Source organism: Arthrobacter sp. T572 (assembly GCF_056780115.1).
Map to the genome: position 1 here is coordinate 255,712 of NZ_JBRAZQ010000002.1, position 24,488 is coordinate 280,199.

Annotated in this window: 28 protein-coding genes and 1 pseudogene; 17 read left to right on the forward strand and 12 right to left on the reverse strand. The window is 64.2% G+C overall.

Features of this window, described 5'->3' with window-relative positions; translation table 11 throughout:
- Positions 1-27: 27 nt before the first annotated feature.
- Positions 28-1,551, forward strand: a complete 1,524-nt coding sequence (gene arfA / locus ACUYMZ_RS02320) for an arabinosylfuranosidase ArfA (RefSeq protein WP_481601965.1) — start codon at positions 28-30, stop codon at positions 1,549-1,551.
- Here the strand turns inward: arfA and ACUYMZ_RS02325 are convergent.
- Both ACUYMZ_RS02325 and ACUYMZ_RS02330 read right to left on the reverse strand, forming a co-directional pair.
- Positions 1,548-1,910, reverse strand: coding sequence for a hypothetical protein (locus ACUYMZ_RS02325; RefSeq protein WP_442424251.1), 363 nt, complete (start codon positions 1,908-1,910; stop codon positions 1,548-1,550). The two genes, arfA and ACUYMZ_RS02325, sit on opposite strands and share 4 nt — an antisense overlap.
- A gap of 106 nt (positions 1,911-2,016) precedes the next feature.
- Positions 2,017-2,265 (reverse strand): hypothetical protein, encoded by a 249-nt coding sequence (locus tag ACUYMZ_RS02330; protein ID WP_426005350.1) that lies wholly within the window; start codon positions 2,263-2,265, stop codon positions 2,017-2,019.
- A gap of 217 nt (positions 2,266-2,482) precedes the next feature.
- On the opposite strand from ACUYMZ_RS02330, the gene ACUYMZ_RS02335 reads away from it, so the two are divergent.
- Both ACUYMZ_RS02335 and ACUYMZ_RS02340 read left to right on the forward strand, forming a co-directional pair.
- On the forward strand, positions 2,483-3,508 hold the full coding sequence (locus ACUYMZ_RS02335) for a LacI family DNA-binding transcriptional regulator (protein WP_481601966.1): 1,026 nt from the start codon (positions 2,483-2,485) through the stop codon (positions 3,506-3,508).
- Positions 3,505-4,608 (forward strand): D-TA family PLP-dependent enzyme, encoded by a 1,104-nt coding sequence (locus tag ACUYMZ_RS02340; RefSeq protein ID WP_481601967.1) that lies wholly within the window; start codon positions 3,505-3,507, stop codon positions 4,606-4,608. The genes ACUYMZ_RS02335 and ACUYMZ_RS02340 overlap by 4 nt, the downstream gene beginning before the upstream one ends.
- A gap of 49 nt (positions 4,609-4,657) precedes the next feature.
- On the opposite strand, the gene ACUYMZ_RS02345 is transcribed toward ACUYMZ_RS02340, so the two are convergent.
- The gene (locus ACUYMZ_RS02345; protein WP_426005356.1) at positions 4,658-5,617 is read right to left on the reverse strand and encodes a 2-hydroxyacid dehydrogenase; all 960 of its coding nucleotides are present in this window, start codon (positions 5,615-5,617) and stop codon (positions 4,658-4,660) included.
- A complete protein-coding gene (locus ACUYMZ_RS02350) occupies positions 5,614-6,813 on the reverse strand; it encodes a pyridoxal phosphate-dependent aminotransferase (RefSeq protein ID WP_481601968.1) in 1,200 nt (399 codons plus the stop codon). Before ACUYMZ_RS02350 ends, ACUYMZ_RS02345 begins: the two co-directional genes overlap by 4 nt.
- A gap of 301 nt (positions 6,814-7,114) precedes the next feature.
- Here ACUYMZ_RS02350 and ACUYMZ_RS02355 point away from each other — a divergent pair, with 301 nt between their 5' ends.
- The 8 genes from ACUYMZ_RS02355 to ACUYMZ_RS02390 all read left to right on the forward strand — a co-directional run bounded on the left by ACUYMZ_RS02355 (position 7,115) and on the right by ACUYMZ_RS02390 (position 13,339).
- Complete coding sequence (locus ACUYMZ_RS02355) at positions 7,115-7,417, forward strand: urease subunit gamma (RefSeq protein WP_426005358.1); 303 nt, start codon at positions 7,115-7,117, stop codon at positions 7,415-7,417.
- A gap of 8 nt (positions 7,418-7,425) precedes the next feature.
- Positions 7,426-7,764: an urease subunit beta gene (locus ACUYMZ_RS02360; RefSeq protein WP_481601969.1), complete on the forward strand. Its 339-nt coding sequence runs from the start codon at positions 7,426-7,428 to the stop codon at positions 7,762-7,764.
- Complete coding sequence (ureC, locus tag ACUYMZ_RS02365; RefSeq protein ID WP_481601970.1) at positions 7,761-9,506, forward strand: urease subunit alpha; 1,746 nt, start codon at positions 7,761-7,763, stop codon at positions 9,504-9,506. The genes ACUYMZ_RS02360 and ureC overlap by 4 nt, the downstream gene beginning before the upstream one ends.
- 8 nt (positions 9,507-9,514) lie before the next feature.
- Positions 9,515-9,991 (forward strand): urease accessory protein UreE, encoded by a 477-nt coding sequence (gene ureE, locus ACUYMZ_RS02370; RefSeq protein ID WP_481601971.1) that lies wholly within the window; start codon positions 9,515-9,517, stop codon positions 9,989-9,991.
- A complete protein-coding gene (locus ACUYMZ_RS02375) occupies positions 9,972-10,652 on the forward strand; it encodes an urease accessory protein UreF (protein WP_481601972.1) in 681 nt (226 codons plus the stop codon). Before ureE ends, ACUYMZ_RS02375 begins: the two co-directional genes overlap by 20 nt.
- Positions 10,653-10,665: 13 nt before the next feature.
- Positions 10,666-11,283: an urease accessory protein UreG gene (ureG, locus tag ACUYMZ_RS02380; RefSeq protein WP_481601973.1), complete on the forward strand. Its 618-nt coding sequence runs from the start codon at positions 10,666-10,668 to the stop codon at positions 11,281-11,283.
- Between the two features lie 263 nt (positions 11,284-11,546).
- Entirely contained in the window at positions 11,547-12,296 is a 750-nt protein-coding gene (locus ACUYMZ_RS02385) for an urease accessory protein UreD (protein WP_481601974.1), read from the forward strand.
- Positions 12,296-13,339 carry a HoxN/HupN/NixA family nickel/cobalt transporter gene (locus ACUYMZ_RS02390; RefSeq protein WP_481601975.1) on the forward strand — a complete coding sequence of 348 codons (1,044 nt, stop codon included), beginning with the start codon at positions 12,296-12,298 and terminating at the stop codon, positions 13,337-13,339. Before ACUYMZ_RS02385 ends, ACUYMZ_RS02390 begins: the two co-directional genes overlap by 1 nt.
- Positions 13,340-13,475: 136 nt before the next feature.
- Here ACUYMZ_RS02390 and ACUYMZ_RS02395 read toward each other — a convergent pair whose 3' ends face one another.
- Entirely contained in the window at positions 13,476-14,444 is a 969-nt protein-coding gene (locus tag ACUYMZ_RS02395) for a serine hydrolase domain-containing protein (protein ID WP_481601976.1), read from the reverse strand.
- 134 nt (positions 14,445-14,578) lie between these two features.
- On the opposite strand from ACUYMZ_RS02395, the gene ACUYMZ_RS02400 reads away from it, so the two are divergent.
- From ACUYMZ_RS02400 to ACUYMZ_RS02415, 4 genes are all read left to right on the forward strand, one after another.
- A complete protein-coding gene (locus tag ACUYMZ_RS02400) occupies positions 14,579-15,088 on the forward strand; it encodes an RNA polymerase sigma factor (protein ID WP_481601977.1) in 510 nt (169 codons plus the stop codon).
- Position 15,089: 1 nt separating this feature from the next.
- A complete protein-coding gene (locus tag ACUYMZ_RS02405) occupies positions 15,090-16,103 on the forward strand; it encodes a hypothetical protein (protein WP_481601978.1) in 1,014 nt (337 codons plus the stop codon).
- Positions 16,104-16,295: 192 nt separating this feature from the next.
- A complete protein-coding gene (locus ACUYMZ_RS02410; protein WP_347109223.1) occupies positions 16,296-16,493 on the forward strand; it encodes a hypothetical protein in 198 nt (65 codons plus the stop codon).
- Positions 16,490-16,720, forward strand: coding sequence for a hypothetical protein (locus ACUYMZ_RS02415; protein WP_426005380.1), 231 nt, complete (start codon positions 16,490-16,492; stop codon positions 16,718-16,720). The genes ACUYMZ_RS02410 and ACUYMZ_RS02415 overlap by 4 nt, the downstream gene beginning before the upstream one ends.
- Positions 16,721-16,791: 71 nt before the next feature.
- Here ACUYMZ_RS02415 and ACUYMZ_RS02420 read toward each other — a convergent pair whose 3' ends face one another.
- The 5 genes and pseudogenes from ACUYMZ_RS02420 to ACUYMZ_RS02440 all read right to left on the reverse strand — a co-directional run bounded on the left by ACUYMZ_RS02420 (position 16,792) and on the right by ACUYMZ_RS02440 (position 21,567).
- Positions 16,792-17,826, reverse strand: a complete 1,035-nt coding sequence (locus ACUYMZ_RS02420; protein ID WP_481601979.1) for a lactonase family protein — start codon at positions 17,824-17,826, stop codon at positions 16,792-16,794.
- Positions 17,827-17,828: 2 nt separating this feature from the next.
- Positions 17,829-18,658: pseudogene (locus tag ACUYMZ_RS02425) on the reverse strand (aldo/keto reductase).
- A 77-nt stretch (positions 18,659-18,735) separates the two neighbouring features.
- The gene (locus ACUYMZ_RS02430) at positions 18,736-19,752 is read right to left on the reverse strand and encodes an NAD-dependent epimerase/dehydratase family protein (RefSeq protein WP_481601980.1); all 1,017 of its coding nucleotides are present in this window, start codon (positions 19,750-19,752) and stop codon (positions 18,736-18,738) included.
- The gene (locus ACUYMZ_RS02435; protein ID WP_442424266.1) at positions 19,749-20,720 is read right to left on the reverse strand and encodes an aldo/keto reductase; all 972 of its coding nucleotides are present in this window, start codon (positions 20,718-20,720) and stop codon (positions 19,749-19,751) included. The genes ACUYMZ_RS02430 and ACUYMZ_RS02435 overlap by 4 nt, the downstream gene beginning before the upstream one ends.
- A gap of 25 nt (positions 20,721-20,745) precedes the next feature.
- Positions 20,746-21,567, reverse strand: coding sequence for an aldo/keto reductase (locus ACUYMZ_RS02440; RefSeq protein WP_481601981.1), 822 nt, complete (start codon positions 21,565-21,567; stop codon positions 20,746-20,748).
- 214 nt (positions 21,568-21,781) lie between these two features.
- Between ACUYMZ_RS02440 and ACUYMZ_RS02445 the strand changes: the two genes are divergently transcribed.
- Complete coding sequence (locus ACUYMZ_RS02445; RefSeq protein ID WP_481601982.1) at positions 21,782-22,663, forward strand: helix-turn-helix transcriptional regulator; 882 nt, start codon at positions 21,782-21,784, stop codon at positions 22,661-22,663.
- Between the two features lie 63 nt (positions 22,664-22,726).
- Here ACUYMZ_RS02445 and ACUYMZ_RS02450 read toward each other — a convergent pair whose 3' ends face one another.
- Positions 22,727-22,936, reverse strand: a complete 210-nt coding sequence (locus ACUYMZ_RS02450; RefSeq protein ID WP_426005392.1) for a dodecin — start codon at positions 22,934-22,936, stop codon at positions 22,727-22,729.
- A gap of 113 nt (positions 22,937-23,049) precedes the next feature.
- Positions 23,050-23,856 carry an SDR family oxidoreductase gene (locus ACUYMZ_RS02455; protein ID WP_426005393.1) on the reverse strand — a complete coding sequence of 269 codons (807 nt, stop codon included), beginning with the start codon at positions 23,854-23,856 and terminating at the stop codon, positions 23,050-23,052.
- Between the two features lie 154 nt (positions 23,857-24,010).
- Between ACUYMZ_RS02455 and ACUYMZ_RS02460 the strand changes: the two genes are divergently transcribed.
- A complete protein-coding gene (locus ACUYMZ_RS02460; protein WP_481601983.1) occupies positions 24,011-24,442 on the forward strand; it encodes a universal stress protein in 432 nt (143 codons plus the stop codon).
- Positions 24,443-24,488: the final 46 nt, after the last annotated feature.

The window sequence follows — 24,488 nt, forward strand, 5'->3', positions numbered from 1 at the left end:
GCCCAGCCCACGCAGAGGACGCCCCGTTTGGAAACCCCAGAAATCCCCACAGCCAAAATCACCATTGACCCCGCGTTTGCCGTGGGCCCTGTCCGGAGGAAGACGTTCGGAGCCTTCGTCGAGCACCTGGGCCGCTGCGTTTACACCGGCATCTTCGAACCGGACCACCCCAAGTCCGACGAAGACGGATTCCGAACCGACGTCCTCGAACTCACCAAGGAACTCGGCGTCTCAACGGTCCGGTACCCGGGCGGCAACTTTGTCTCCGGCTACCGCTGGGAGGACGGCGTTGGCCCCCAAGAACAACGCCCTGCACGCCTGGACCTCGCGTGGCACTCCACGGACCCCAACCTGGTGGGCGTGGACGAGTTCGGTGCCTGGTCCAGGAAGGCCGGCGTGGAACCCATGATGGCCGTGAACCTCGGCACGCGGGGAACGCAGGAAGCCCTGGACATCCTGGAGTACTGCAACATCAAGGGCGGCACGGCCCTGTCTGAGCAGCGCAAGGCCAACGGCACGGTGGAACCGCACAACATCCGGATGTGGTGCCTGGGCAACGAGATGGATGGGTCGTGGCAGATCGGGCACAAGAAGGCGTCTGAGTACGCCCGGCTGGCGGCAGAAACTGCGCGTGCCATGCGCATGGTGGACCCGGGCCTTGAGCTTGTGGCCTGCGGTAGTTCGGCTCCTGCCATGCCCACTTTCGGCGAATGGGAGCGGGTGGTGCTCACGGAAAGCTATGACGTTGTTGACCTGATTTCAGCCCACCAGTACTTCGAGGACTTCGGTGACCTGCAGGAGCACCTGTCCGCCGGGCACCGGATGGAAGCCTTCATCAAGGATCTTGTGTCCCACATCGACCACGTGAAGTCCGCCCTGAAGTCCCAAAAGCAGGTCAACATCTCCTTTGACGAGTGGAACGTGTGGCACATGTCCCGGGACGAGTCCAAGGCGCCCACAGGTGATGATTGGCCCGTGGCACCCGTGCTGTTGGAGGACCGCTACACCGTGGCCGACGCCGTGGTGGTGGGCGATCTCCTCATCACCCTGCTGCGGAACACGGACAGGGTCCACTCCGCGAGCCTGGCGCAGCTGGTCAACGTGATCGCCCCCATCATGACCGAGCCGGGTGGCCGCTCGTGGAAGCAAACCACCTTCCACCCGTTCGCGCTCACGTCCAGGCATGCCTCGGGAACGGTGCTGAATCTCGCGGTGGAATCGCCAACCCTGGATAGCGGCAAGACGTCCGGCTTCCCGGCGCTCTCCGCGGTGGCCACTTATGATGCCGGGGCCAAGGAAGCTGTGGTTTTCGCCGTCAACCGTTCGGCGACCGAGGCACTCACCCTGGATGCCGCCGTCGGAAGCCTGGGCGCAACCAAGGTCATTGAGGCGGTGACCTACACCAACAAGGATCCGTACTGGCAGGCAACTGCTGATGATTCGACGTCGGTCCTGCCATCCGAGAACGTCAGTGTAAAGCTCGACGGCGGCCGCCTCACCGCCGGGCTTCCGGCGGTGTCCTGGACCATGGTCAGGTTGCAGCTGGCCTAGGCAATTGCCTGGGAACCGTCCTGGAAAACGGGAAACACCGAGAGCGGAGTGACCGTGGCCGGCTCCGGCTCCTTGATGGGGGCCGGAGCTTCGCCCTCTGCCGTGACAATCTCCAGTGACTCCATGTCCAGCAGACGCCGGTTGCCGGTCTCATCCTGCAGCCAGAAGAGTTCCGTACCAGCAACGGTTTTGACCACCGTGCCCCGGTGGTAGAGGCGCCCGTTGTGCCAGGCTTCAATGAACTGGCCCTCCGCCAGCGGGTGCGTGTCTTCCGTGGTTCCCGGCAGGCTGCCGAACGCCTGGGCCAGGCTGGCCTGTGTCTTGAGTGCCAGGAATAGGTCCCTGTTTGCGATGCTCATGTCTGTCCCCTTCAGCTGGGCTGGCTCCGTTGAATCCAGCTTTCCGCATTCATGTTGCGGGGGCGTTGCAAAATGATGAGCGCTGTGTGACGGCGCCTGTGACCGGCTATGGGGCGGAGATGTTCTGCGGCCCGGAGGTGGGGTCGCCCTTGCGGAGTTCTTCCGCGTACGGTGCATGGGGTGCTGCGTCGTCGGTAAGCTCGTTGGCTGCCATGGCCAGGAGGTCGCGTTCGAGTTCGGGGACGGAGAACATGCCCTGGACGTACGCTTCGACCTCGCATTCGCCCATGGACCCGCCGATGCTGAAGTAGTAAAGCCAGAGCGAATCGCTGCTGATATCCGCTGCTGTCAGCACTGCTTGGAGCCTTCTGCTTTGCTCAGGTTCATTCGGATAGAAGCTCATGATGGTCGGCTTGGTATAGGTGCCGTGGGCGGCCGGTGTGCGTGTGTGATCGCTAGACTTCCGTGTAGTTCCCATCGTAGCTTCTCCCGTGCCGGGACCACCAGTAAAAAGGACCTCCGGCAAGGGACACCCGCCAGCCGGCTGCCCGGCGATCCAAAGGAGTACAGGCATGGCCGTCACCATGAACGACGTTGCGCGCGCTGCAGGCGTTTCCCTCAAGACGGTCTCCAATGTGATCAACAATTACGAGTTCATCCGCCCGGAAACCAAGCAGCGCGTCCTTGATGCCATCGACCAGCTCGGTTATGAGACCAACCTGACGGCCCGCAGCCTCCGTTCGGGGAAGACCAACATGATCGGATTGGTCCTCGCGGACCTGAACGTCCCGTACTACGCCGAGCTCGCGTCGGACATCATGAAGGCGGCCTGGGCCAAGGGCTACCGGGTGCTGGTGGAGCAGTCCGGCAACCAGGCGGACCATGAACGGGCAGCGCTCCAGGGCCAGTTCCGGAGCCTCACGGACGGGCTGCTGTTCATCCCCTTGGGACTTGATGCGGACCAGATCATTCAGGCGGCAGGGCAGAAACCCTTGGTCCTCCTCGGTGAGTACGTGCAGGATCCGCGTCTGGACATGGTCCTCATCCAGAACCACGAGGCCGCCGCGGCGGTGACCACGCACCTGCTGGCGGGCGGCCGCCGTCGTATAGCCGTCCTTGGCGCGAACGACGGCGACACGAGCGGCAGTGGCGGCCTCCGCCTTCAGGGATACCGGGCTGCGCTCGCTGCCGCGGGTGTCGAGTACAACCCTGAGCTGGTGATTCCTTGTGGGTGGCGGCGTGACGGCGGGGCGGACGCCGTTGGACGGTTGCTGGAGAGCGGGACGGAGTTCGATGCCGTGTTCGGTTTGAATGACGCAGTGGCCCTCGGTGCCCTGCACGAACTCTTGGTGCGCGGCAGGAAGGTTCCGGAAGACATTGCCGTGGCCGGTTTCGACGACATCGATGAGGCCCGCTTCGCCTCTCCTTCCCTGACCACGGTGGCGCCGGGCCGTACGGAAATTGCGGAGCGCGCCGTCGAACTCCTCATCAAGAGGATCGAGCGCAAGGGCAACGCCGTGGACGTGGAGCAGCCGGAGGCGGCGTTCTCGTTGCGGGTGCGGCAGTCGGCACCGGGGGACGTTACTGTCGAAGGATGACCCAGGTAATTCCCGCAGATATTGTCACGCCCGCCATCATGATCGACGTCGACGTCCTGGACCGGAATATCCATCGCATGGCCGCGGCGATGAAGAACAGGGGCATCGGGCTCCGCCCGCACGTGAAGACGCACAAGACGCTGGAAATCGCGGCCAGGCAGCTCGCGGCCGGGGCTGTGGGCATTACCGTGGCCACGATCGGCGAGGCTGAGGTATTTGCCGACGGCGGTGTGAGGGACATCTTCATTGCCTATCCGTTGTGGGTGGAAGAACACCACGCTGAACGGCTGCGCCGGTTGGCCGGGGCCTGCACCCTGGCGCTGGGCGTCGATTCGGTGGAAGGTGCGACGGCGATGGGCCGCCGCCTCGGGGAAAGCGCTGGTGCCGTTGGGGTGCTGGTGGAGATTGACAGCGGGCACCATCGCAGTGGGGTCCTTCCGGAGGAAGCGGTGGAGGTGGCACGGGCAGCAGCTGATGCAGGCCTTGATGTTGCGGGCGTTTTCACGTTCCCCGGCCACAGTTACAAGCCGGGCATGCCCACGGGCGCTGCCAACAACGAGAACCAGGCACTGGGGGAGGCAGCCGCGGCGTTGACCCGTGCAGGTTTCACGGTACGGACCATCAGCGGCGGGTCAACTCCCACGGCCTTGATCGGGAATGAAACTGCGGCCACGGAGCTGCGTCCGGGCGTCTACGTTTTGGGGGATGCCCAGCAGCTTGAGCTTGAGCGTTGCTCGTGGGACGACATCGCACTGACGGTGGCCGCCACGGTAGTAAGCCGACACGGGGCGGGCGGCGGAAATGTGCGCCGGATCGTCGTGGATGCCGGAAGCAAGGTCCTGGGCAGCGACAGGCCGGATTGGGCTTCCGGATATGGGCGGCTTCCCGGGTTCCGCGACGCCCGGATCACGGCCTTGTCAGAGCACCATGCCACTATTGTGTGGCCTGATGATGCCGGCCTGCCGCGTCTGGGCGAACGGTTGAGGGTCATCCCGAACCACGTGTGCCTGGCCATGAACCTGGTGGACCACGTCACGGCGGTCCGGGATGGTGCGGTGGTGGACACCTGGAAAGTCGCAGCCCGGGGGAAGAACAACTAGTAAGGAAAAGCGGCGGTCGGGGAGTGCCCCGACCGCCGCTTTGTTGTTGTCAGTTGATGGGTGTTGGTGGTTGTTCGCCGCCCAGGACGGCGAGGGTGTTGGTGGCTGCGAGGACGGCCATGGCGGTGCGGGTTTCCACCGTGGCCGATCCGAGGTGCGGGACGAGGGTGACGTTGTCGAGTTCGAGGAGCCAGGGGTGGACCTTGGGTTCGTTTTCGAAGACGTCCAGTCCGGCGCCGGCGATCTGGTTTTCGCGCAGTGCGGTGGCGAGGGCTGCTTCGTCGATGATGGGTCCGCGTGCGGTGTTGACCAGGTAGGCGGTGTCCTTCATGGCTGCGAGTTGCTCGGGTCCGATGAGGTGGTGGGTGTTCGGTCCGTACGGGCAGTGCAGGGAGACGACGTCGGAGATGGCCAGCAGTTCGTCCAGTTCCACGCGTCGGGCGCCGAGTTCAGCGGCGATGGCGGGGTCGATTTCGCTGCGTGACTGGTAGACGATTTCCATGCCGAAGGCTTTGGCGCGGCGTGCGGTGGCCTGGCCGATGCCGCCCATGCCCACGATGCCGAGGGTTTTGCCTTGCAGGCTGGAGCCGAGCAGGAAGAACATTCCCCATTTCCACGGCTGGCCGGCGCGGATGAGCCGTTCACCTTCGCCGAGGCGGCGGGTGGCCATGAGGATCAGTCCGAAGGCGATGTCCGCGGTGGCCTCGGTGAGCACACCGGGGGTGTTGGTGGCGGTGATGCCGCGCTCGGTGCAGGCCGGGACGTCGATGTTGTCGTAGCCGACGGCAACGTTGGAGACAACCTTCAGCTGCGGGCCGGCAGCGTCAAGCAGTTCCGCGTCGACGCGTTCGGTGAGGAGGCTGACGATCGCGTCAGCCCCGGCGACGCGGCGGAGGAGTTCCTCGCGGCTGATGGACCCCTCGCCTTCCCAAGCAAGGACGTCGTGGTTGGCGCGGAGGTTTTCGAGGGCGGCTTCGGGGATGCGCCCCGTGACGACGACGCGGCTCATGCGTTTGCGATCCATTCACGCAGGCGGCCGAGGCCCTCTTGGATGGCTGGTGTTTCGATGCCGGAGTAGGCCAGCCGGATGTACTGGCGGTCTTCGCCGGGCAGGCGGCGGCCGAAGTGCTCGCGGGTGCAGAAGGACACGCCGGTCTTGTACAGGGCGTCGGAGGCGAAGTCGCCCACAGCGGTGTACCCGAGTTTCTGCATGGCTTCAGTGACGTCCGGGAACAGGTAGAACGTGGACTGCGGAACGGCGACGCTCATGCCGGGGATGGAGTTGACGATGTCGCAGGCGGCGTCGCGGCGGCCCTTGAGGATGTCAAGCATGTCCTGGACGGGTTCCTGCGGGCCGCGGAGGGCTTCGATGCCGGCCCACTGGACATAGTGGGTGGTGCAGGATTCGTCATTGGTGTTCAGGGTGGACAGGACCTGGGCGATCTCCTTGGGCGCGACGGCGCAGCCCAGGCGGGAACCGGTCATGGCGAACTTCTTGGAGAACGTGTACAGGATCACGGTGCGCTCGGCCATGCCCGGAATGGAGGTGATGGAGGAGGAAACACCTTCGTAGCGGGTCTCGAAGTACGCCTCGTCGGAGAGGACCCAGAGATCGTGTTCGATCGCGATCCGGGCGATTGCCTCACGCTCGGCGGCGGTGGACTCGGCCGAGATCGGGTTCTGCAGGTCGTTGTAGATGATCGCCGTGGTGTTCGGCGTGATCGAGGCCCGGACCTGGTCCAGGTCGATCGCGAAGCCCTTGTCTGTGGGCACGTAGCGGTAAGGCACGGCCGTGCCGCCAAGGTACTCGATCTGGGATTCGTAGATCGGGAAGCCCGGGTTCGGGTACAGCACTTCCTCGCCCGGGTTCATGACCGCCTGCAGGAACTTGGTGATCACGGGCTTGCCGCCGGTCATGACCACCACGTTCTCCGGGGTGAATTCGATTCCGCGGCGCGATCCGATGTCCTCGGCCAGCGCTTCGCGCAGCTGCGGGATGCCCGGGCCGGGGCAGTACCCGGTGTAGCCATCGGCGATCGCCTTGTTCATGGCCTCGATGATGTGCGGTGCGGTGGGAATGTTGATGTCACCGAGGTGGAAGGGGTAGACCAGGTTGCCCTTCGCCTTCCACGCAGCGGCGGCCTGCGCGACGCTGAAAGCAGTTTCAGTGCCAAGTCGTTCGAGCCGGTGTGCGAGTTTCTGCATATGCGGTATAACTCCTCGTCGAGCTGATCACGCCAGCAGCGTGAAGTACGCAACTAGTATATTAGTGATGTATTAGGCTGTCTACGGTTTCCATAACTTTTCGCGCGGCCCCCGCATCGCTGCCCCGCGCCGCTTTCGCGCGGCCTCCGCGCCGGCCCTGGAATGGCCCCTGCCCAGCCCCCTCGCCGCCATTGCACAGAGTTTTGACCCGCGGCTGAGACAGTTTGGAAACGTCGTCGAAACGTCCGCTCCCTACGCTGGCAGCAACCGTCCCCGGTGATCCCCAGGTTGTAGGAGAACCATGCACCTTTTGCCACGTGAGCAGGAAAAACTCATGATCGTGGTGGCCGCCGACCTCGCCCGGCGCCGCCAGGCCCGCGGGCTCAAGCTCAATTACCCCGAAGCCGTCGCCGTCATCAGCTACGAGCTGATCGAGGGCGCCCGCGACGGGCGGACCGTAGCTGACCTCATGAGCTTCGGGACCACGGTGCTGGCCCGCGACGAGGTCATGGAAGGGGTTCCCGAGATGATCCACGACGTCCAGATCGAGGCCACCTTTCCGGATGGCACCAAGCTCGTCACCGTCCACAACCCCATCCGTTAGGAGCAGCCATGATTCCCGGTGAATACCGGCTCGGCCCAGGATCCATCGAATGCAACCGCGGACGTGAGGCGATCGTCGTCGAGGTCGTCAACCGCGGCGACCGCCCCGTCCAGGTGGGCTCCCACTTCCACTTTGCCGAGGCCAACCCTGCCCTTGAGTTCGACCGCCACGCCGCGCACGGCCGCCGCCTGGACATCCCTGCCGGGACCGCGGCCCGTTTTGAACCCGGCGACCGCCGGACCGTCAACCTGATCACGATCGCCGGCAGCCGCGAGGTCTACGGCCTCAGCAATGCGGTCAACGGAAAGCTCGACGGCGGCACTCACCTTAAGGGGGGCGCGCAGTGAGCTTCCAGCTTCCACGGCGGCAATACGCTGAGCTGTACGGCCCCACCACAGGTGACGCCATCCGGCTCGCCGACACGGAACTGTTCCTCGAGATTGAGCACGATTACACGGTGCACGGGGAAGAGGTGGTGTTCGGAGGCGGCAAGGTCATTCGCGACGGGATGGGACAGAACGGCCAACTGACGCGCGACGGTTCCGGTCCCGGCGACGGTGTGCCGGATACCGTCATCACCAACGTTGTGGTTCTGGACTACACGGGGATCTACAAGGCTGACGTTGCCCTCAAGGACGGCCACATCTTCAAGATCGGCAAAGCGGGCAACCCGCAGATCACCGACGGCGTGGACATCATCATTGGATCGAGCACGGAGATCATCGCCGGTGAACGCAGGATCCTCACTGCCGGTGGCATCGACACCCACATCCACTTCATCTCGCCGGAGCAGGTACCCGCGGCGCTGTGCAGCGGAGTCACCACCATGGTGGGCGGCGGCACCGGACCCGCCGAAGGGACCAAGGCCACCACCGTCACCCCGGGTACGTGGCACATCTCCCGGATGCTGCAGGCCGCTGAAGGTCTGCCCGTCAATATCGGCCTGTTCGGGAAGGGGCACGCGTCCGCCGTCGAACCGCTGGCGGAGCAGGTCCGCGCCGGTGCCGTGGGGCTTAAAGTCCACGAGGACTGGGGGTCCACCACGTCCTCCATCGACATGTCCTTGCGGGTTGCCGACGAATACGACGTGCAGGTGGCCATTCACACGGACACGCTCAACGAGTGCGGATTCGTCGAAGACACCATTCGCGCAATCGATGGACGCGTGATCCATACCTTCCACACCGAAGGCGCAGGTGGGGGCCACGCGCCGGACATCATCAGGATCGCAGGCCTGCCCCATGTCCTTCCGGCCTCCACCAACCCTACCCTGCCGTACACGAAGAACACCATCGAAGAGCACCTGGACATGCTCATGGTGTGCCACCACCTCAACCCGGACATTCCGGAAGACGTGGCCTTCGCTGATTCCCGGATCCGGGCAGAGACCATCGCGGCCGAAGACGTTCTTCACGATCTGGGCATCTTTGCGATCACCTCGTCCGACTCCCAGGCCATGGGCCGCGTGGGTGAAGTGGTCACCCGGACCTGGCAGGTGGCGGACGCGATGAAGCGCCAGCGCGGGGTTCTCCACGACCCCTCCGGCACGGTGCACGGTTCGCCGGACAGCGACAACTTCCGGCTCAAGCGCTACGTGGCCAAGTACACCATCAATCCCGCCATTGCCCAGGGCATGGCGGAGGTCATCGGCTCCGTCGAGGAGGGGAAGTTCGCCGACCTGGTGCTGTGGGACCCTGCATTCTTCGGGGTGAAGCCGGAACTTGTCATCAAAGGTGGGCAGATCGCATATGCCCTCATGGGCGACTCGAACGCCTCCATCCCCACACCGCAGCCCCGCACCATGCGGCCCATGTTCGCTACTTACGGCAAGGCCGTGCAGGAAACGTCCATCACGTTCCTGTCCCAGGCCGCCATCGACGCCGGCGTCCCCGCGCAGCTCGGCCTTGAGCGCATCGTCAGGCCCGTCCGCGGTATCCGGACGCTGCGCAAAGCTGACCTGAAGCACAACGGCGAAACCCCGGACATCGCCGTCGACCCCGAAACCTACAGCGTGAAGGTGGACGGCGTGGACGTCACGTGCGAACCATCCGATGTACTGCCCATGGCCCAACGCTACTTCTTGTTCTAGGAGCTACCGTGATCATCGAAAAAATCCTGGGCAACCTGCATGAACAGCCGCCGGAAACCTATGCAGGGCACCATAAGGAGAAGGTGGTGCTGCCCAGCAGCCTGCTGGTCAAGCGCATCCAGCGCGTCACCACAGACCACGGCAAGGAACTGGGCATCCGACTTCCCGCCGGCTCGGGGGACCTGCGCGACGGCGACATCCTCGCCATGGAGGACACGAACCTCATTGTCATATCCGTCCTGCCTACCGACGTCCTGGTCATCTCACCCCGGACCATCCACGAGATGGGCGTTGTGGCACACTCGCTGGGCAACCGGCACCTGCAGGCGCAGTTCTTCGACGCGTCCTCCGAGTACGCGGCAGAGGTCATGGTCTGCCAATACGACCACACCGTGGAGGACTACTTGAAGCACGTCGGCGTGCCCTACCAGAGGCAGGAACGGGTGATGCCGGTGCCATTCCGCCATGCAGGGCACACGCACTGACTACCAATTGGCCCTCCAGCAGCTGACTGATTCGGCGCTGCCCACCGGGGCGTTCGCCCATTCCCTGGGGTTTGAGACCTACATCGACCGAGGGGTCGTCCGGGATGAGCGGACCTTTTCGACCTGGCTGACGGTGTTTGTCAGGCATCAGTTGGTTTACACGGACGGGCTGGCTGTCCGCCTCCTCTATGAGGGCGGGGACATCGGCGTGCTGGACGGGATGCTGACCGGCTGCTTGTTGGCGAAGGAGGGCCGGGAAGCCTCCATCAAGATGGGTGGGCGGCTGCTCGACATCGGGACCGAGGTCTTCCCCTCCCCGGAGCTCGACGCCTACCGCTCGCTGGTCCGGGAGGATCGGGCGGCGGGCCACCAGCCCCTGGCGTTCGCCGTCGTCGCGCGCTCCCTCGGGGTGCCACTCCGCGAGGCGCTGGCCGCCTACTTCTTCGCCACCGCCACTTCACTGACCCAGAACGCCGTCCGCGCCATCCCGCTCGGCCAGAACGCCGGGCAGCGGGTACTTCGGCACGCGCACGACGCCGTTGCTGCCGCCGTCGACGCTGTACCCCACCTGGGCTGGGACGACTTCGGCGCGGTCATCCCCGGCCTCGAAATTTCACAGATGCAGCACGAACGGCAACGCGCCCGCATGTTCATGAGCTAACGCAGGAGGACACATGACAGAACCCATCATCATCGGCGTCGGAGGGCCCGTCGGAGCCGGCAAGACCCAGCTCGTGGAGCGGATCACCCGCCACATGAGCGGCGACACCTCCATGGCCGCCATCACCAACGACATCTACACGATCGAGGACGCCAAGATCCTGGCCGCCAACGGCATCCTGCCCGAGGACCGCATCATCGGCGTCGAAACCGGAGGCTGCCCCCACACCGCCATCCGCGAAGACACCTCCATGAACACCGCCGCCATCGAAGAACTCAAGCAACGCCACCCCGACCTGCAGGTGATCTTCGTCGAATCCGGCGGCGACAACCTTTCCGCCACCTTCAGCCCGGAACTCGTGGACTTCTCGATCTACATCATCGACGTCGCCCAGGGCGAAAAAATCCCCCGGAAAGCCGGGCAAGGCATGATCAAGTCCGACCTGTTCATCATCAACAAGACCGACTTGGCGCAGCACGTGGGGGCGGACCTGTCCATTATGGAGCGGGACTCCAAGGAATTCCGGGGCAACAAGCCGTTCTGCTTCACGAATTTGAAGACCGATGAGGGGTTGGGGGAGGTCCTTGGCTGGATCAAGCGGGACGTCCTGATGCTCGATCTGGCGCAGTGAGTAGCGCCAGCAGCGCTGCCGCGGCTCCGGCGGCTTCGCCGGATTTTGGGCCGTGCCCGTCCCCAGCTGCTCCCAACTCTCGCAAGCTCGAGTCCGGGCCCTCGCAGCAGTGGGCCCCCCGCGGAGCCCGCCACGCCGCGGCCCAAAAATCCGGCTCAGCCGCCTCAACGGTCCTCTCACCGCGGGGCGAACTCAGGCTGGGGATCGTCGAGCGGGGTGGGAAGTCCGTTGCTTCGCGGCAGTTCCACGAGGGAGCTTTACGCGTGTTGCGGCCGCACTACCTCGACGACAGTGGACAGGTTTGTTATGTCGTGGTCAATCCTGGCGGGGCTTATTTGGGGGCGGATTTGTTCCTTGTTGAGCTGGACGTGGGGGACGGGGCTGAGTTGCTTCTGACCACGCAGTCGGCCACCAAGGTTTACAGGACTCCGGGGTCGTTTGCTGAGCAGCGCATGACCGTCCGTTTGGGGGAGGGGGCCCGGTTGGAATTGGTGCCGGACCAGTTGATCGCCTACCGGGAGGCCAGCTACAGGCAGGTTTCGCACATCAGTGTCCACCCGTCATCGAGCCTTGTCATGGCGGAGGTCATCACGCCGGGGTGGTCGCCGGACGGCGGCGCGTTTGGCTTCGAAGAGATCCGGCTCCGCAACGAAATCCGGGTGGAAACGCAACAGGGCAGCAGGCTGTTGGCTTTGGACAACGTGCTTATCAGGCCGCCCCTGGTCGACGTCACAGGATTGGGGTTCATGGAGGGATACAGCCATCTGGGTTCACTGGTGGTGGTCGACCCAAGGGTGAACCAGGAGCTGGCTGACCTACTGCATTCGGTGGCCCGTGATTTTGATGCCTGTACCGGTGTTTCATTGACCATGGGCACTGCCGGGACCCGGGGGCTCGTCTTGAGGTCGTTGTCCAACAGCACCGGGGAACTGAACCGCTTGCTGGGTGCTTGTACCGGGCTGCTGCGCGAGCGCTGGTATGGGCAGGCGCCCTTGAACTTGAGGAAACACTGATGAGCGCTCTGACCGGATTCACCACCCTGTACCGGGAACGGGATGCCCTGTCCCTCCGCACGAGGCTGTTGTTCACGTTCGGTGCGGTGGCCGCTTTGCACGGTGCCGCCGTCGTACTTCTGCTGCTGGGCTCCGCCGGTGGTGCGGAGCCGCTGGCGTTGGGGCTTGTGGTCACCGCCTACCTGGCGGGCGTCAAGCACAGCTACGACTGGGACCATATCGCAGCGATCGACAACTCCACCCGGAAGTTCGTGGCACAGCGGAAGGACCCGGTGAGCGTCGGGTTCGCGTTCAGCCTGGGTCACAGTTCCGTGGTGGTTCTGGCCGGGCTGCTGGTGGTGGCCGGGGCATCGATGATCGGGCAGCTCATGGAGGATGGCACAACCGGGAACATGGTGCTGGGGATGATCGGCGGCGGTGTTTCGGGACTGTTCCTGCTGGCCATGGGACTGTTCAACGGTTCGGCGTTCCTGCGTGCCCTGAAGGTTTACCGAAGCGCGCAGGAAGGTGCCGCAGTCCGGGAAGAAGACCTGGAGGCCAAGGGTTTCGGGGCCAGGCTCCTGGCCAAACCTTTGGCGCGGGTGGAGCGGCCGAGGAACATCTACGTCATTGGTTTCCTCTTCGGGCTGGGGTTCGACACCGCCACTACCATCGGGCTGCTGCTGATCACCACGACGGCGACCCTCGCCGGAGTCCCGCCGCTTGCCTTGATGGCGTTGCCGCTGGCCTTCACGGCCGCCATGACGCTGTGTGATTCCGTGAACGGCGTGGCGATGATGCGCATGTACCGTTCGGCTATCGCGGATCCGCAGCGGAAGCTCGGCTTCAACGCGGTGATCACGGGCATTTCCGCGGTCTCGGCGCTCTTCATCTCGGTGATCACGCTGGGCGGTTTGGCAAATGCAGCGTTTGGCCTGGACGATCCCTTGACCGCGTGGTTGGGCGCACTGGATCTGGGTGACGCGGGCCTGGTGTTGGTCGGCTTGTTCGTGATCGTGTGGGCCGTCTCGGCGTGGCGCGGCCGGACCAAGCCCGCCGTCTGACCTGCCCGCCCTGTGTCCCCTGCCCCGCCCTGTGCCCCCTGTCCCGCCCTATGTCCCTTGCCCAACTAGGTCGCATTTAAGCGCGTTTAGAACCCTCAAAACGCGCACAACTGCGACCCAGTTGGGTGAGCCGGGGCTAGGAGGCCGCTACCGCGTTGAACAGTTCCGTGGTGTCCACGCCAAGGTCCGGAGTGTCCAGAACGTTGGTCAGGAACACCACGCACCTGTCCTGCTCCGGGAGCATCCACCACTCCGTGCCCGCCCACCCCGGGTGGCCGTAGATTCCGTTGGCCAGGAGCTCCGATTCGTACGCGGGCATCTGGAAGCCCAGCCCTGTGTGGCGGCGGGGAGACTCAAGGATGCTGATGAACGGCACGCCCGTGGTCCGCGGCCGACGCATCGCCGCCAACGTAGCCGGCTGGACGGCCTTGCCTGAGTCACGGAGCAGTTCAGTGCCCAGGTTGAGGAGATCCGCTGCCCTTCCGAACAGGCCCGCCCCGGGGTGCCGGTTCTTGTACATCGCGTGAACGTTGAGGCTGGGCTCGCTGTCCACATGGACAGTGTGCGGATTGCAATCGGAGTCAAAGGTAAGCCCGCCTGCGCCGGTGTCGTCAGCCAAGGCCTGGACCTGGGCTTCGAACGGACGCCCGGCGGCCCACTCAGCCATGGCGGCAGCCCCTTCGAACGCCAGGTTGCAGTACTGCACCAGCGAACCCGCGTAAAAGGTTTGTCCCGCGGCCATGAGGGAATCACGCAGGGGAGTGACGTCGTCGATCTTCGGGTCGGTGATACCGGACCGATGGCTCAGCAGGTGTTCCAGCGTGACGGTGTCCGTACGGCTGGCGCCGAAACCCTGCACCGCGGCGGACAGCGGCGTCCCCAACGCCAGCCGGCCAAGCTCTACGTTGCGCATCACCGTCAGCGCAGTGATGGGCTTGGTGACGGAGAACAACGCAAAGTGGTCCTCCGTGGAGGCCGGGCGGCCATCGTCGCTGCCGAATGCCACAATGTCCTCAATGCCGTGGCTCGACGCGACGCCCAGCGCAGCCACCGGAACGCGTCCGGTGTCCACTTGCCTGCGTGCCCAGTCAGCGGCCGGTCCCATAGTCACCATGGTTGTTGACTATACGTCGGAGACGGTCGCTTCCGCAGAATTTTTTGGGCGCGTGTAACCGCGGGAGGGGGGCCGGAAACTATATGGGTATCCTGCAGTCCGGGCTCTATTTATCAGGGGGAATCGTGCTTTCCGAGCGCGAACTGGCGTTCATCGCCATTCACAAAGACAGCTACCCAGCCGTCTTCAGATTTGTTGGCCGACGCGTTGAGTCGTTGGAGGTGGCGGAGGAAATTGCCGCCGATGTATTCCGGGTGGTCTGGCAGAAGTGGTCGGACGATACCCGGCCCGAGCTCGGCTACTTGCTCGGGATCGCCCGCAACCTGGTGGGTAACGCCTACCGCAGCCGCGAGCGTCAGTCGGCACTCCAGGAAAAACTGCGGACGACGGCGGTCCAACGCTTTGGTCCCGACTCCGGCAACGCGATGGTCCAGGACGCCATGGAACGCCTGCGTGGGCAGGACCGCGACATCCTTCAGCTGGCTTACTGGGACGGACTGGGCCCTGCCGAAATAGCCGGGGTCCTCCAGTGCAGCGAGTCGGCCGCCAAGGTCCGCCTGCACCGAGCCCGCAAAGCCTTCCAAAAACAACTGCCTGCAGGTTCCGCATCCGCTACAGAAAAGTTGGGGGTCTGACATGGATCCGATCAAGAACCAGATTGCCGCAATCGACCCGTTCGAACCGGGAACGGAGCCGGATGGGCAGGAAGCGCTGCACCGGATGCTGTCAGGCTCCACGATGTACAGCGACGCCAAACCGCTGCGGGGCGTCCCCTCGCTGGAGGATCGTCGGCGGCGGAAGGCCCGGATCGCGGGCGGCCTGCTCTTAGGGGCAGCGGCCGTGACCGCGGGCGTGCTGGTGGCTGCCAACTTCGGCCAGGTGAGTTCCACTCCTGCGCCGGCGGTCACTATGGAAACCAGCACGCCGTCACCCACGGTTTCGGTCACTGCCGCACCCACCCCCACGCCTTCCGTAACGCCTTCGGCAAGCACGACGCCGGAGCCCGCCCAGGTGCCGACGCCCACCGTGCCGGCAGTGGCCACCACAGTTCCGGTAGTTCCCCCGGTCCAGGCGCCAGCGCTCAAGACATTCACCTTTCCGGACGGCCACTTGTCCTTCACGTACCCGTCAGATTGGACGGTTAAGACCGGGCAGGGGGCCTACCTGACGGAGGAAACGAAGGCAGGTGCCGTGAACGCGACCATCATGGACAGTTCCGGTGCGGAGGTGGCCTTTGTAGCCAGCGGCTCCTACGGCGGAGGAACGGGCGGCTGGGTCAGAAGGACTGTCCTGGACAAGGCTGTGGTCCCTGGACTTACAGACAGCTCGGGACGGGCTACGGAGTTTGGATTCGCTTCGGACATCATCCTGCCCCACACCAGCCAAGGCCTGCCGACTCCGACAGAGTCCTGGTCGGAGAGCAGCGCCTACTATTTCATGGATGTTCGTATTGCAGGGGAGTTCAAAGACGGTGAGATGGGCTCGGGTCCACCGCTGGTCATGACGCCAAGCCTTTTCATGACTGCACGTGTGTTGTTCGACTACGAGAAGCAACCCACCTTCGCCACCCCCGCGGCAGCGAAGGCCTGGATGGGCACCCAGCAGTATGCCCAACTCAAGGCGATGCTGATGAGCCTGAGTTACAAATAGGCCGGATCGCGCGGGCCCGCAGCCACTCTTCCGTTGTGCTGCGGGACCCGCCCCTACCATGCTGGTCAATTGCATACCACCGTGCGAAAACCTTGTGCATTTGCCTATAACAAACGTCTTGGGAGTTTCATACGGTTGAGGAGATCTGCTTCACACCCGCAGAGCCAGAACTACCAAGGACGAGTTTCAACGATGAAGAGCATCGCCCTCCTGCGCGAACGAGCCACCCGCGTCATGCCCACTGGTTCCCACTGCCCGGCTTCGGGTGTATGGAGCCCGGACTCCGAACCGGACGCAGTCCAGGTGTTCCCCGAAGGCCACGTCCTTCCGGCCCACAATGGCGTACCGACGGTGTGGCGCCGCCGGGTCTCCGCCGACGTCACGGCATGACCCGGGCCACCCTGGGCAGGCCCGAGGACTACCAGCACGTCCCGGCATCGGAATGGACCAGCCTGAAAACGGGCGACCCCGTCTGGATCTACGACGTCGCCTGGGGCGCCGGGACCGGCCGGGTGGACGATGTATCCCAGCACCAGGAACTCCTCTGGGTCATCCTCGAGCCCACCGGTCGCAAGCTCATCTGCGGCACCGACGACGTTGAGGTCTGGGCCGCCTGAAACACCACCGAGATGGCATTAGGTGCCAATGTTTGAGCGGAGCATTGGCACTTAATGCCATCTCGGCGGGTTTAATGGGCGGCCATGAGGAAGCTCGGTGAGCCGGTTTCCACCCTGCTGACGGGTCCGTCCGGAAGGCCTGTCTGCGGATCCAGCCTGTAGCTGACCACGTCATCGGACCCCTCGTGGGCTACAAAGAGCCACTCGCCGTGGACCAGATGGTGGCGCGGCCAGTCCCCGCCGCTGGGCACGTCCGCCAGCGGTTCCAGCGCGGTTCCGCCGTCAATCACTTTCAGGATGCAGATGCGGTCGGAGCCCCGCACGCCCACATAAGCGAACCGGCCGTCAGGTGAAAGGGCAATCTCGGCCGCAGCGTCGCCGTCGAACGCTTTGTTCACGCTGGCGGGGACGATCGCGGTGAGTTCGTAAACGCCCTGCGGCTCGGCGCGGATTGCGGCTACCTCAACGGAGTACTCGGTGTCGATGAACACCGTGCCGCTGGGATGCCGGACCATATGCCGGGGGCCTGAGCCCTTGGGCAGCACCACCTGGTGGTCAGGCACCAAACCCGTTCCCTGCTGGTAGCGCCACACCCGCACCAGGTCGTGGCCGAGGTCCGTGGTGAGTATCCGGCCATCCGGGAGCATGTGGCTCGAATGCGCCCTGCTGGGGCGCGGGTCATCGGTGGGGCCGGTCTGGTGAGGGTCGACGGCGGCTTCCGCGCTCGTGCGCGAGGTGATGGCGCCGTCGTCGTCAAGTTCGTAGAGGACCACCTGACCATCACCCCAGCAGGTGGCAATGATGAAGCGCCCGTGGGGATCGGCGGCGACGTGGCACGTGGCCTCGCCCGAGTGCCAGGCCTTGCCCATGGGTTCCAGTTCAGCGGTCCGTGTCCGCCGGTAGGCCTGGACTACCTGGCCCTCTTCGGCGACCGCATAGATGACCGGCAGGGTGGGGTGCTTGGCCAGGAAGGACGGAGAATCGGCGGCTGCAGCGAGACCCAGCGATGTCAGTTTTCCATCCGAGTCCACGCTGATCGCGCCGATCCCTTTGCCGTTGGCGTTGCGGTCTGCAGTGTATGAGCCGGTCCAGATAAGCGTGTTCATGATCAGTGCCCCTGTACGTCCGAGTCCACGCCGGCGTCTGGCCCGGCGTCGAGGGTTTGCAGTCCGGTGAGATCCTCCTGGTCCAGCTGGAAGTCGAAGATGTCCAGGTTCTCTTCCATCCGCTGGGGATTGGAGGTCTTGGGAATGGCCACGAGTCCCTGCTGGATGTGCCAGCGCAGGACCACCTGGCCCGGCGTCTTCCCATGTTTGTGGCCGATTCCCGCCAGGACGGGGGCGTTCAGGAGGTCGCTCCTGGCGCCCAGGGGACTGTAGGACTCGGTGACGATCCCGTGGTTGCCGTTGTAGGCGCGGGCTGCCGGACGGGGAATGGACGGGCTCACTTGGATCTGGTTGACCGCCGGCACCACGTCGGTTTCGCGGAACAGTCGGTCAAGATGGGTGGGCTTGAAGTTGGAGACGCCGATTGAACGGACCTTCCCCGAGGCCTGCAGTTCCTCAAAAGTCTTCCATGTTGAGATGTACTCGTCGCGGCGGGGCAGGGGCCAGTGGATCAGCAACAGGTCCACGTAATCCAGGCCGAGGCGCTTCAGGGAGCCGTCAAGGCCGGCGACGGCTTTGCCGGAGCCTTGGAACTCACCGTCGAGTTTGGTGGTGATGAACAGTTCTTCCCTGTCCACGCCGCTGTTCCGGATTCCATTGCCCACGCCGGTCTCATTGCCGTACTTCACGGCGGTGTCGATGTGGCGGTATCCGCGCGAGACGGCTTCAGCTACAGCCTGCGCAACCTCTGCGTCATCCAGGGCCAGGTGCCCAGGCCCAGTTGCGGGATTTTGTGGCCGTCGTTGAGTTCCACGAGCGGGGCTTGGGCCATGGGCGCGATCTCCTTCTAGCTGGGCGAAGTGGCTGTGCGTATTAGCTGTGGCGAAAAAAGAAAGGTTCCTTGCTTTTCTACGCTGGTGAAGCGGTACTTGGCAACAATTGACGCTGCGACCACTGATAGAGGCGGTCGCTCAGCTCCATGTGGTCATCCTTCACCACCTGAAGTTCCGGGTGCTGGTCGTGCCATTCCACAATCTCGCGGGCGCCATCCGCAAACGGGATCGTGGCCCGGTAATCCGGTACCAAAGCCTTGATCTTGGAGTTGTCAAAGACCACGGAATGGGAACGGTCGCCCAGCAGGTTGGGCCCAAGCTCCGGGGCGTGGGCCGCAATCGTCTCCGAGGAAACATGGAAGAGCTCGGGATCCGGAACACCAGCGGCGCGGGCAAACAAGCGGAACACCTGGTCCCACGGCAAATATTCGTCCGAAGTAATGGTGTAACTCTCGCCAATGGCCTGCGGCCGACCCAGCAAACCGACAAAGGCCTTGGCAAAGTCACGGCTGTGGGTCAATGTCCAAAGCGACGTGCCATCGCCGTGGACAAGGACAGGGAGTCCGGCCCGCATCCGGTGGATGTCCGTCCAGCCACCCAGCATGGCGATCTTGGTCCGGTCATAGGTATGGGATGGCCGGACCACGGTCACGGGAAAGTCCTGCTCGCGGTACGCCTCATAGAACAGCTCTTCACAGGCGATCTTGTCCCTGGAGTACTGCCAGAACGGGTTCTTGAGGGGCGTGGACTCCCGGATCGGCAGGGTGGTTGGCGGTTTCTGGTACGCCGAAGCGGAACTGATGAAGACATACTGCCCCGTCCGCCCGCGGAACAACTCCAAGGCCGTGCGAGCCTGCTCTGCAGTGTAGGAGATAAAGTCCGCAACGGCGTCGTACTCCTGTGCGCCAAGTACCCCACGTACCGCCGCGGCGTCGCGGATATCGGCGTGCAGGATCTCCACACCTTCGGGAACCGGTCTCCCGGTTGACCGCCCTCGGTTGAGGATGGTCAGCCGGTGGCCCAGTGCGACGGCGCGTTCAGCCGCCGCCGCACTGATGACGCCCGTCCCGCCGATGAACAGGATGTTGCTCACCAGGCGTAGTCTTCCGGAGCGGTGCGATGGCCCGGGAAAATGTCATCCAGCCGTTTGAGCGCATCTTCATTCAGCGTGACATCCAGGGCGCGGATGGCCGAGTCCAGCTGTTCCTGCGTGCGGGGACCGACGATCGGTGCCGTCACCGCCGGCTGGTGGAGCAGCCAGGCCAGTGCGACATCGCCGGGTGCGTGTCCCAGTTCGTCGGCAAAATCCTCGTACTGCCGGATCTGGTCCTCGTGCTTCTTCAGGGTCTCCAGGGCCCGGCCTTCCGTGCGGCGGACGCCCTGTTCCTCCTGCTTGAGGACACCACCCAGCAGGCCGCCCTGCAGCGGTGACCAGGGAATCAGTCCAAGACCGTAGTCCTGGGCTGCGGGGATGACCTCCAGCTCCAACTCCCGGCGGAAGAGGTTGTAGATGGACTGCTCGCTGACCAGCCCGGTGTAGTTGCGGCGTCGTGCCGCCTCCTGGGCCTGCGCAATGTGCCAACCGGCGAAGTTGCTGCTGCCCGAATACAGGATCTTGCCCTGTTGGACCGCGACCTCGATAGCCTGCCAGATCTCGTCCCACGGAGTATCGCGGTCGATGTGGTGGAACTGGTAGATATCGATGTAGTCGGTCTGCAGGCGCTTCAGGCTGGCATCCAGCGCTCGCCGGATGTTCAGTGCAGACAACTTGGATTCATTGGGGCGGTCGGTCATGGTGCCGTAGAGCTTGGTGGCAATCACGGTCCGTTCGCGCCGCCCCTCGCCCTTGGCGAACCAGCGGCCGATGATCTCCTCGGTCCAGCCGCGGTGTTCGGTGCCGCCGTAAACATTGGCGGTGTCAAAGAAGTTGATGCCCGAATCCAGGGCGGAGTCCATGATCGAGTGCGAGGCCTCTTCTTCGGTCTTGGGGCCGAAGTTCATGGTGCCCAGGCAGAGGCGGGAGACTTTAAGGCCGGAACGGCCGAGGTGCGTGTACTGCATGGTGGTGGGTCCTTCGGGTTGAGGGTCAGAGCTGGGTAAAGGCCGCGACGGCGGGATCGGAACCAATGCGGGCTCCCGCCTCCAGGGCGGTGATGGCGGCGAGTTCTGATTCCGTGAGGGTGAGGTCGGCCGCGCCGAAGTTCTCCCGCATGCGTGCCGAGTCTGCAGACTTGGGAATCACGATCGTTCCCTGGGCGAGGTGCCAGGCGAGGATCACCTGCGCCGGGGTGGTTTCATGGGCTGCTGCGACCAAGGCGACGGCCTCCGCGTTCAGGTCCTTGCCCTGTCCGAGGGGGCTGTATGCCTCCACGGCGATTGTCAGGTCGCGGCACTTGTTGGCAAGCTCAGCCTGCTGGAAGGTGGGGTGAAGCTCGATCTGGTTCACTGCCGGCACAACGTCGGCCTCGCGAAGCAAAGTGTCCACATGGTCGGGCAGGAAGTTGGAGATGCCGATCGCCCGGATCTGCTGGTCCTGGTAGAGCTTCTCCATTTCCTTCCAGGCCTGGGTGTAGAGGCCCTGCGATGGGACCGGCCAGTGGATCAGGTACAGATCAACAACGTCCAGGCCCAGGGCGTCACGGCTGCGCTGGAACGCGTCGTAGGCTTCGCCCTGTTCGCCGTTACGAAGCTTGGTGGTGATGAAGAGCTCCCCGCGGGGGATGCCGGAAGCCGCAATGGCAGCCCCCACGCCGGCTTCGTTGCGGTAGGCGGCAGCTGTGTCGATGTGCCTGTATCCGGCTTCGAGAGCGTCTTCCACCACCTTTTGCGTCTCTTCCGGAGGCACTTGGAAGACACCGAATCCGAGCTGGGGAATGGTGACGCCGTTGTTCAAGGTCAGCTCTGCCATGAGGGTCTCCTTAAGAGGTAGAAAGTGTGGTCCTTCCGAATCCACCGGGCAACCGGTGGGCCGTCTGTGTGAAAGCGTTTTCGGACGGCTCTTTCATGAGCCTATTCAGTTTTGTGCACGGAGTCAGCAGTTCTGCCTGATTCTGTTTTTCCTAGGTCTGCCAGTCCTACCCACTGGTGTGGTTTTGGCAGGCCAGGGGCGGCAAAATGGACGGATGGGTCAAAGCGCTGAGTTCGGCAAGTTCCTCAAAGCCATGCGGGCCAGGCTCTCTCCCGAGGACGCCGGGGCGACAGAGTCCGGCGGTTCCCGCCGCGTACCCGGGCTCCGCCGCGAAGAGGTGGCCAGGCTGTCCGGCGTGAGTACGGACTATTACACCCGCCTTGAGCAGGGCAGGAACATCCACCCTTCCAAAGCGGTGCTTGAGTCGGTCTCGCGTGCACTGCGGCTGGACACCGGTGAGCACGCGCACATGATGGACCTCCTGGAGCACTGTGCAAGTTCTGCCGCCAACCCCGGCCCCGCGCAAAAAGTGAGGCCTGCCCTGCGGCAGTTGCTGGACGCCGTCGGGGATGTACCTGCCATGGTGCTCGGAAGGCGGGCCGACGTCCTGGCCGCCAACCGCATGGCCAGCCTGCTGCTGACGGATTTCTCCTCCATGCCGGCAACCGAACGGAACCTCACCCGCTGGACGATCCTCGACGACGCCGCGCGGGACCTTTTCCGGGACTGGAAAACGGTGGCCGCGGAGGCAGTGGGGTCCTTGCGCATGGATGTCGGACGGCACCCCAACGATCCCCGGACCAACCAGCTGGTGGGCGAGCTTGCCGTGCACAGCGAGCATTTCCGCCAATGGTGGGCCGGGCACCGGGTCGCCACCCGTTCCGCCGGTACCATCCGGCTGCACCACCCGGTGGTGGGGGACCTTGAACTGAACTTCGAGACGCTCGGTCTCCCGGACGATCCCGACCAGCTGCTGAGGGTGTATTCCGCGAAGGCCGGCTCGCCGTCGTCGGACGCTTTGACGCTGCTCAGCAGCTTCGGCGGCGTGGCCACCCAGGCCGAGGTCCCCGAGCCCGCCCGCCGAGATGACAGTTGATGCCAATGTTTGCTGAAAACATTGGCATCAACTGTCAATTCGGCGAAGGGCGGGGCGGGTAATTCAGCGTTCCAGTCTGAAGCCAAGCTTGATGGTGACCTGCCAGTCGGCAACCGCGCCGTCCTCAAGGTGGCCACGGATTTCCTTGACTTCAAACCAGTCCAGGTGCCGCAGCGTCTGCGAGGCGGTCGCGATGCCATTCCTGATGGCGTCATCCACACCCTCGGTGGAAGTTCCTACAATTTCGGAAACGCTATATGTGTGGCCAGCCATGGTGCTCCTCATCAACGTCTTACGAATCTTTGGAAAGGTAAATCAGACCCGCCAGGCAGGTCGTCCATGCAGACTAGCCCACGGATTACCGTGCGGCCAGAGGTTGGCAGGGCCTAGCTTTCCCGCCAGTCATTGCCCGTAATATGCGAGCCGGCCTGCGGCCCCATCTGGAGCATCCCGCCGTCCACGGGCCAGGAAGCGCCGGTGACGTAGCTGGACTGCGGGGATGCCAGGAAGGCGATGACGGCGGCGATTTCGCGGGCATCACCGGGGCGTCCCAGGGGCACGCCGGGGCGTTCCTTCTGCCGCGGATCCTCATCTTCCTGGCCCGTCATGGGCGTTGCGATCTCGCCAGGGGCCACGTTGTTGGCGGTAATCCCGTGCTCGGCAAGTTCCAGGGCCATGGTCTTGATCAGCCCGCCCAGTCCATGCTTGGAGGCGTCGTAGGCCGACGCCCCCACGCGCGGCTGGAATTCGTGCACGCTCGTGACGGCGATGATCCGGCCACCTCTGCCGGCCTGGACCATGCGCTTGGCCGCGGCCTGCATCGCCACGAAGGCCCCGTTGAGATTGGTGTCCAGGGTGGACATCCAGGTGGCGTAGTCCAGTTCCAGGAACTTGGTGCCGTCGCCTGTGCCCGAGTTGTTGACGAACACATCCACGCCGCCCAGTTGGTCGGCCAGCTGGTTCACGGCGGCGGCAGTCTCCGCCGCTTTGGTGGTGTCGAGTTGCTGTACAACGGCCTTGCGCCCCAGGCTGCGGACCTCTTCGGCGGTTTCCTCGGCGCCCTGCTGGTCCGAATGCCAGGTGATGCCCACGTCCAGGCCTGCCTTGGCCAGGGCAACGGCGGTTGCCCGGCCGATGCCTGAATCCGATCCCGTGACGATGGCGGTTTGCGGTGAAAACTCTGGGTCGCTCATGATCTTGCCTTCCGGTCAGTGATCGTTTTCGATGATTTACCCTTACCCGTATCGGCGCACCGTAAACACACTGACGGGAGGGATCCCTGGCGGGCGTGATGGCGTGTAAATTGCTGTGGAGCACCACCCATGAATCCATCAATGAGGAGAACTCATGCCAGATGTAATCGTTGTCGGCGTTGACAACAGTGAAACAGCCAAGCGTGCGGCCGTGGCAGCAGCCAAGCTGGCTACTGCGCTCGGCGCCGAGTTGCACGTCATCAGCGGTTTCTCTGATGACCGCATCGAAGAGTTCGGCAGTGGCAGCGACCGCATTACGGTTTCTTCGGCGGACTCCGCAGAGTACGTGGCGCGTAAGGTCTCCGAAGACCTGGACATCCCCGGCAACAGCGTTAAGTACTACGCCGCCCGGGGCACTCCGGCGAACGCCCTCATCAACTACGCGGAGACGCACAACGCCTCCTTGATCGTGGTGGGCAACAAGCGGATGAAGGGCCTGGGCCGCGTCCTGGGCAGCATCGCGAACAGCGTGGCCCACGGGGCGCCGTGCGATGTGTACATCGTGAACACGGAAGTGGACGCGTAAGCACCCAAGTAGGTCGCAGTTGAGCGCGTTTTGAGGGCTCATAACG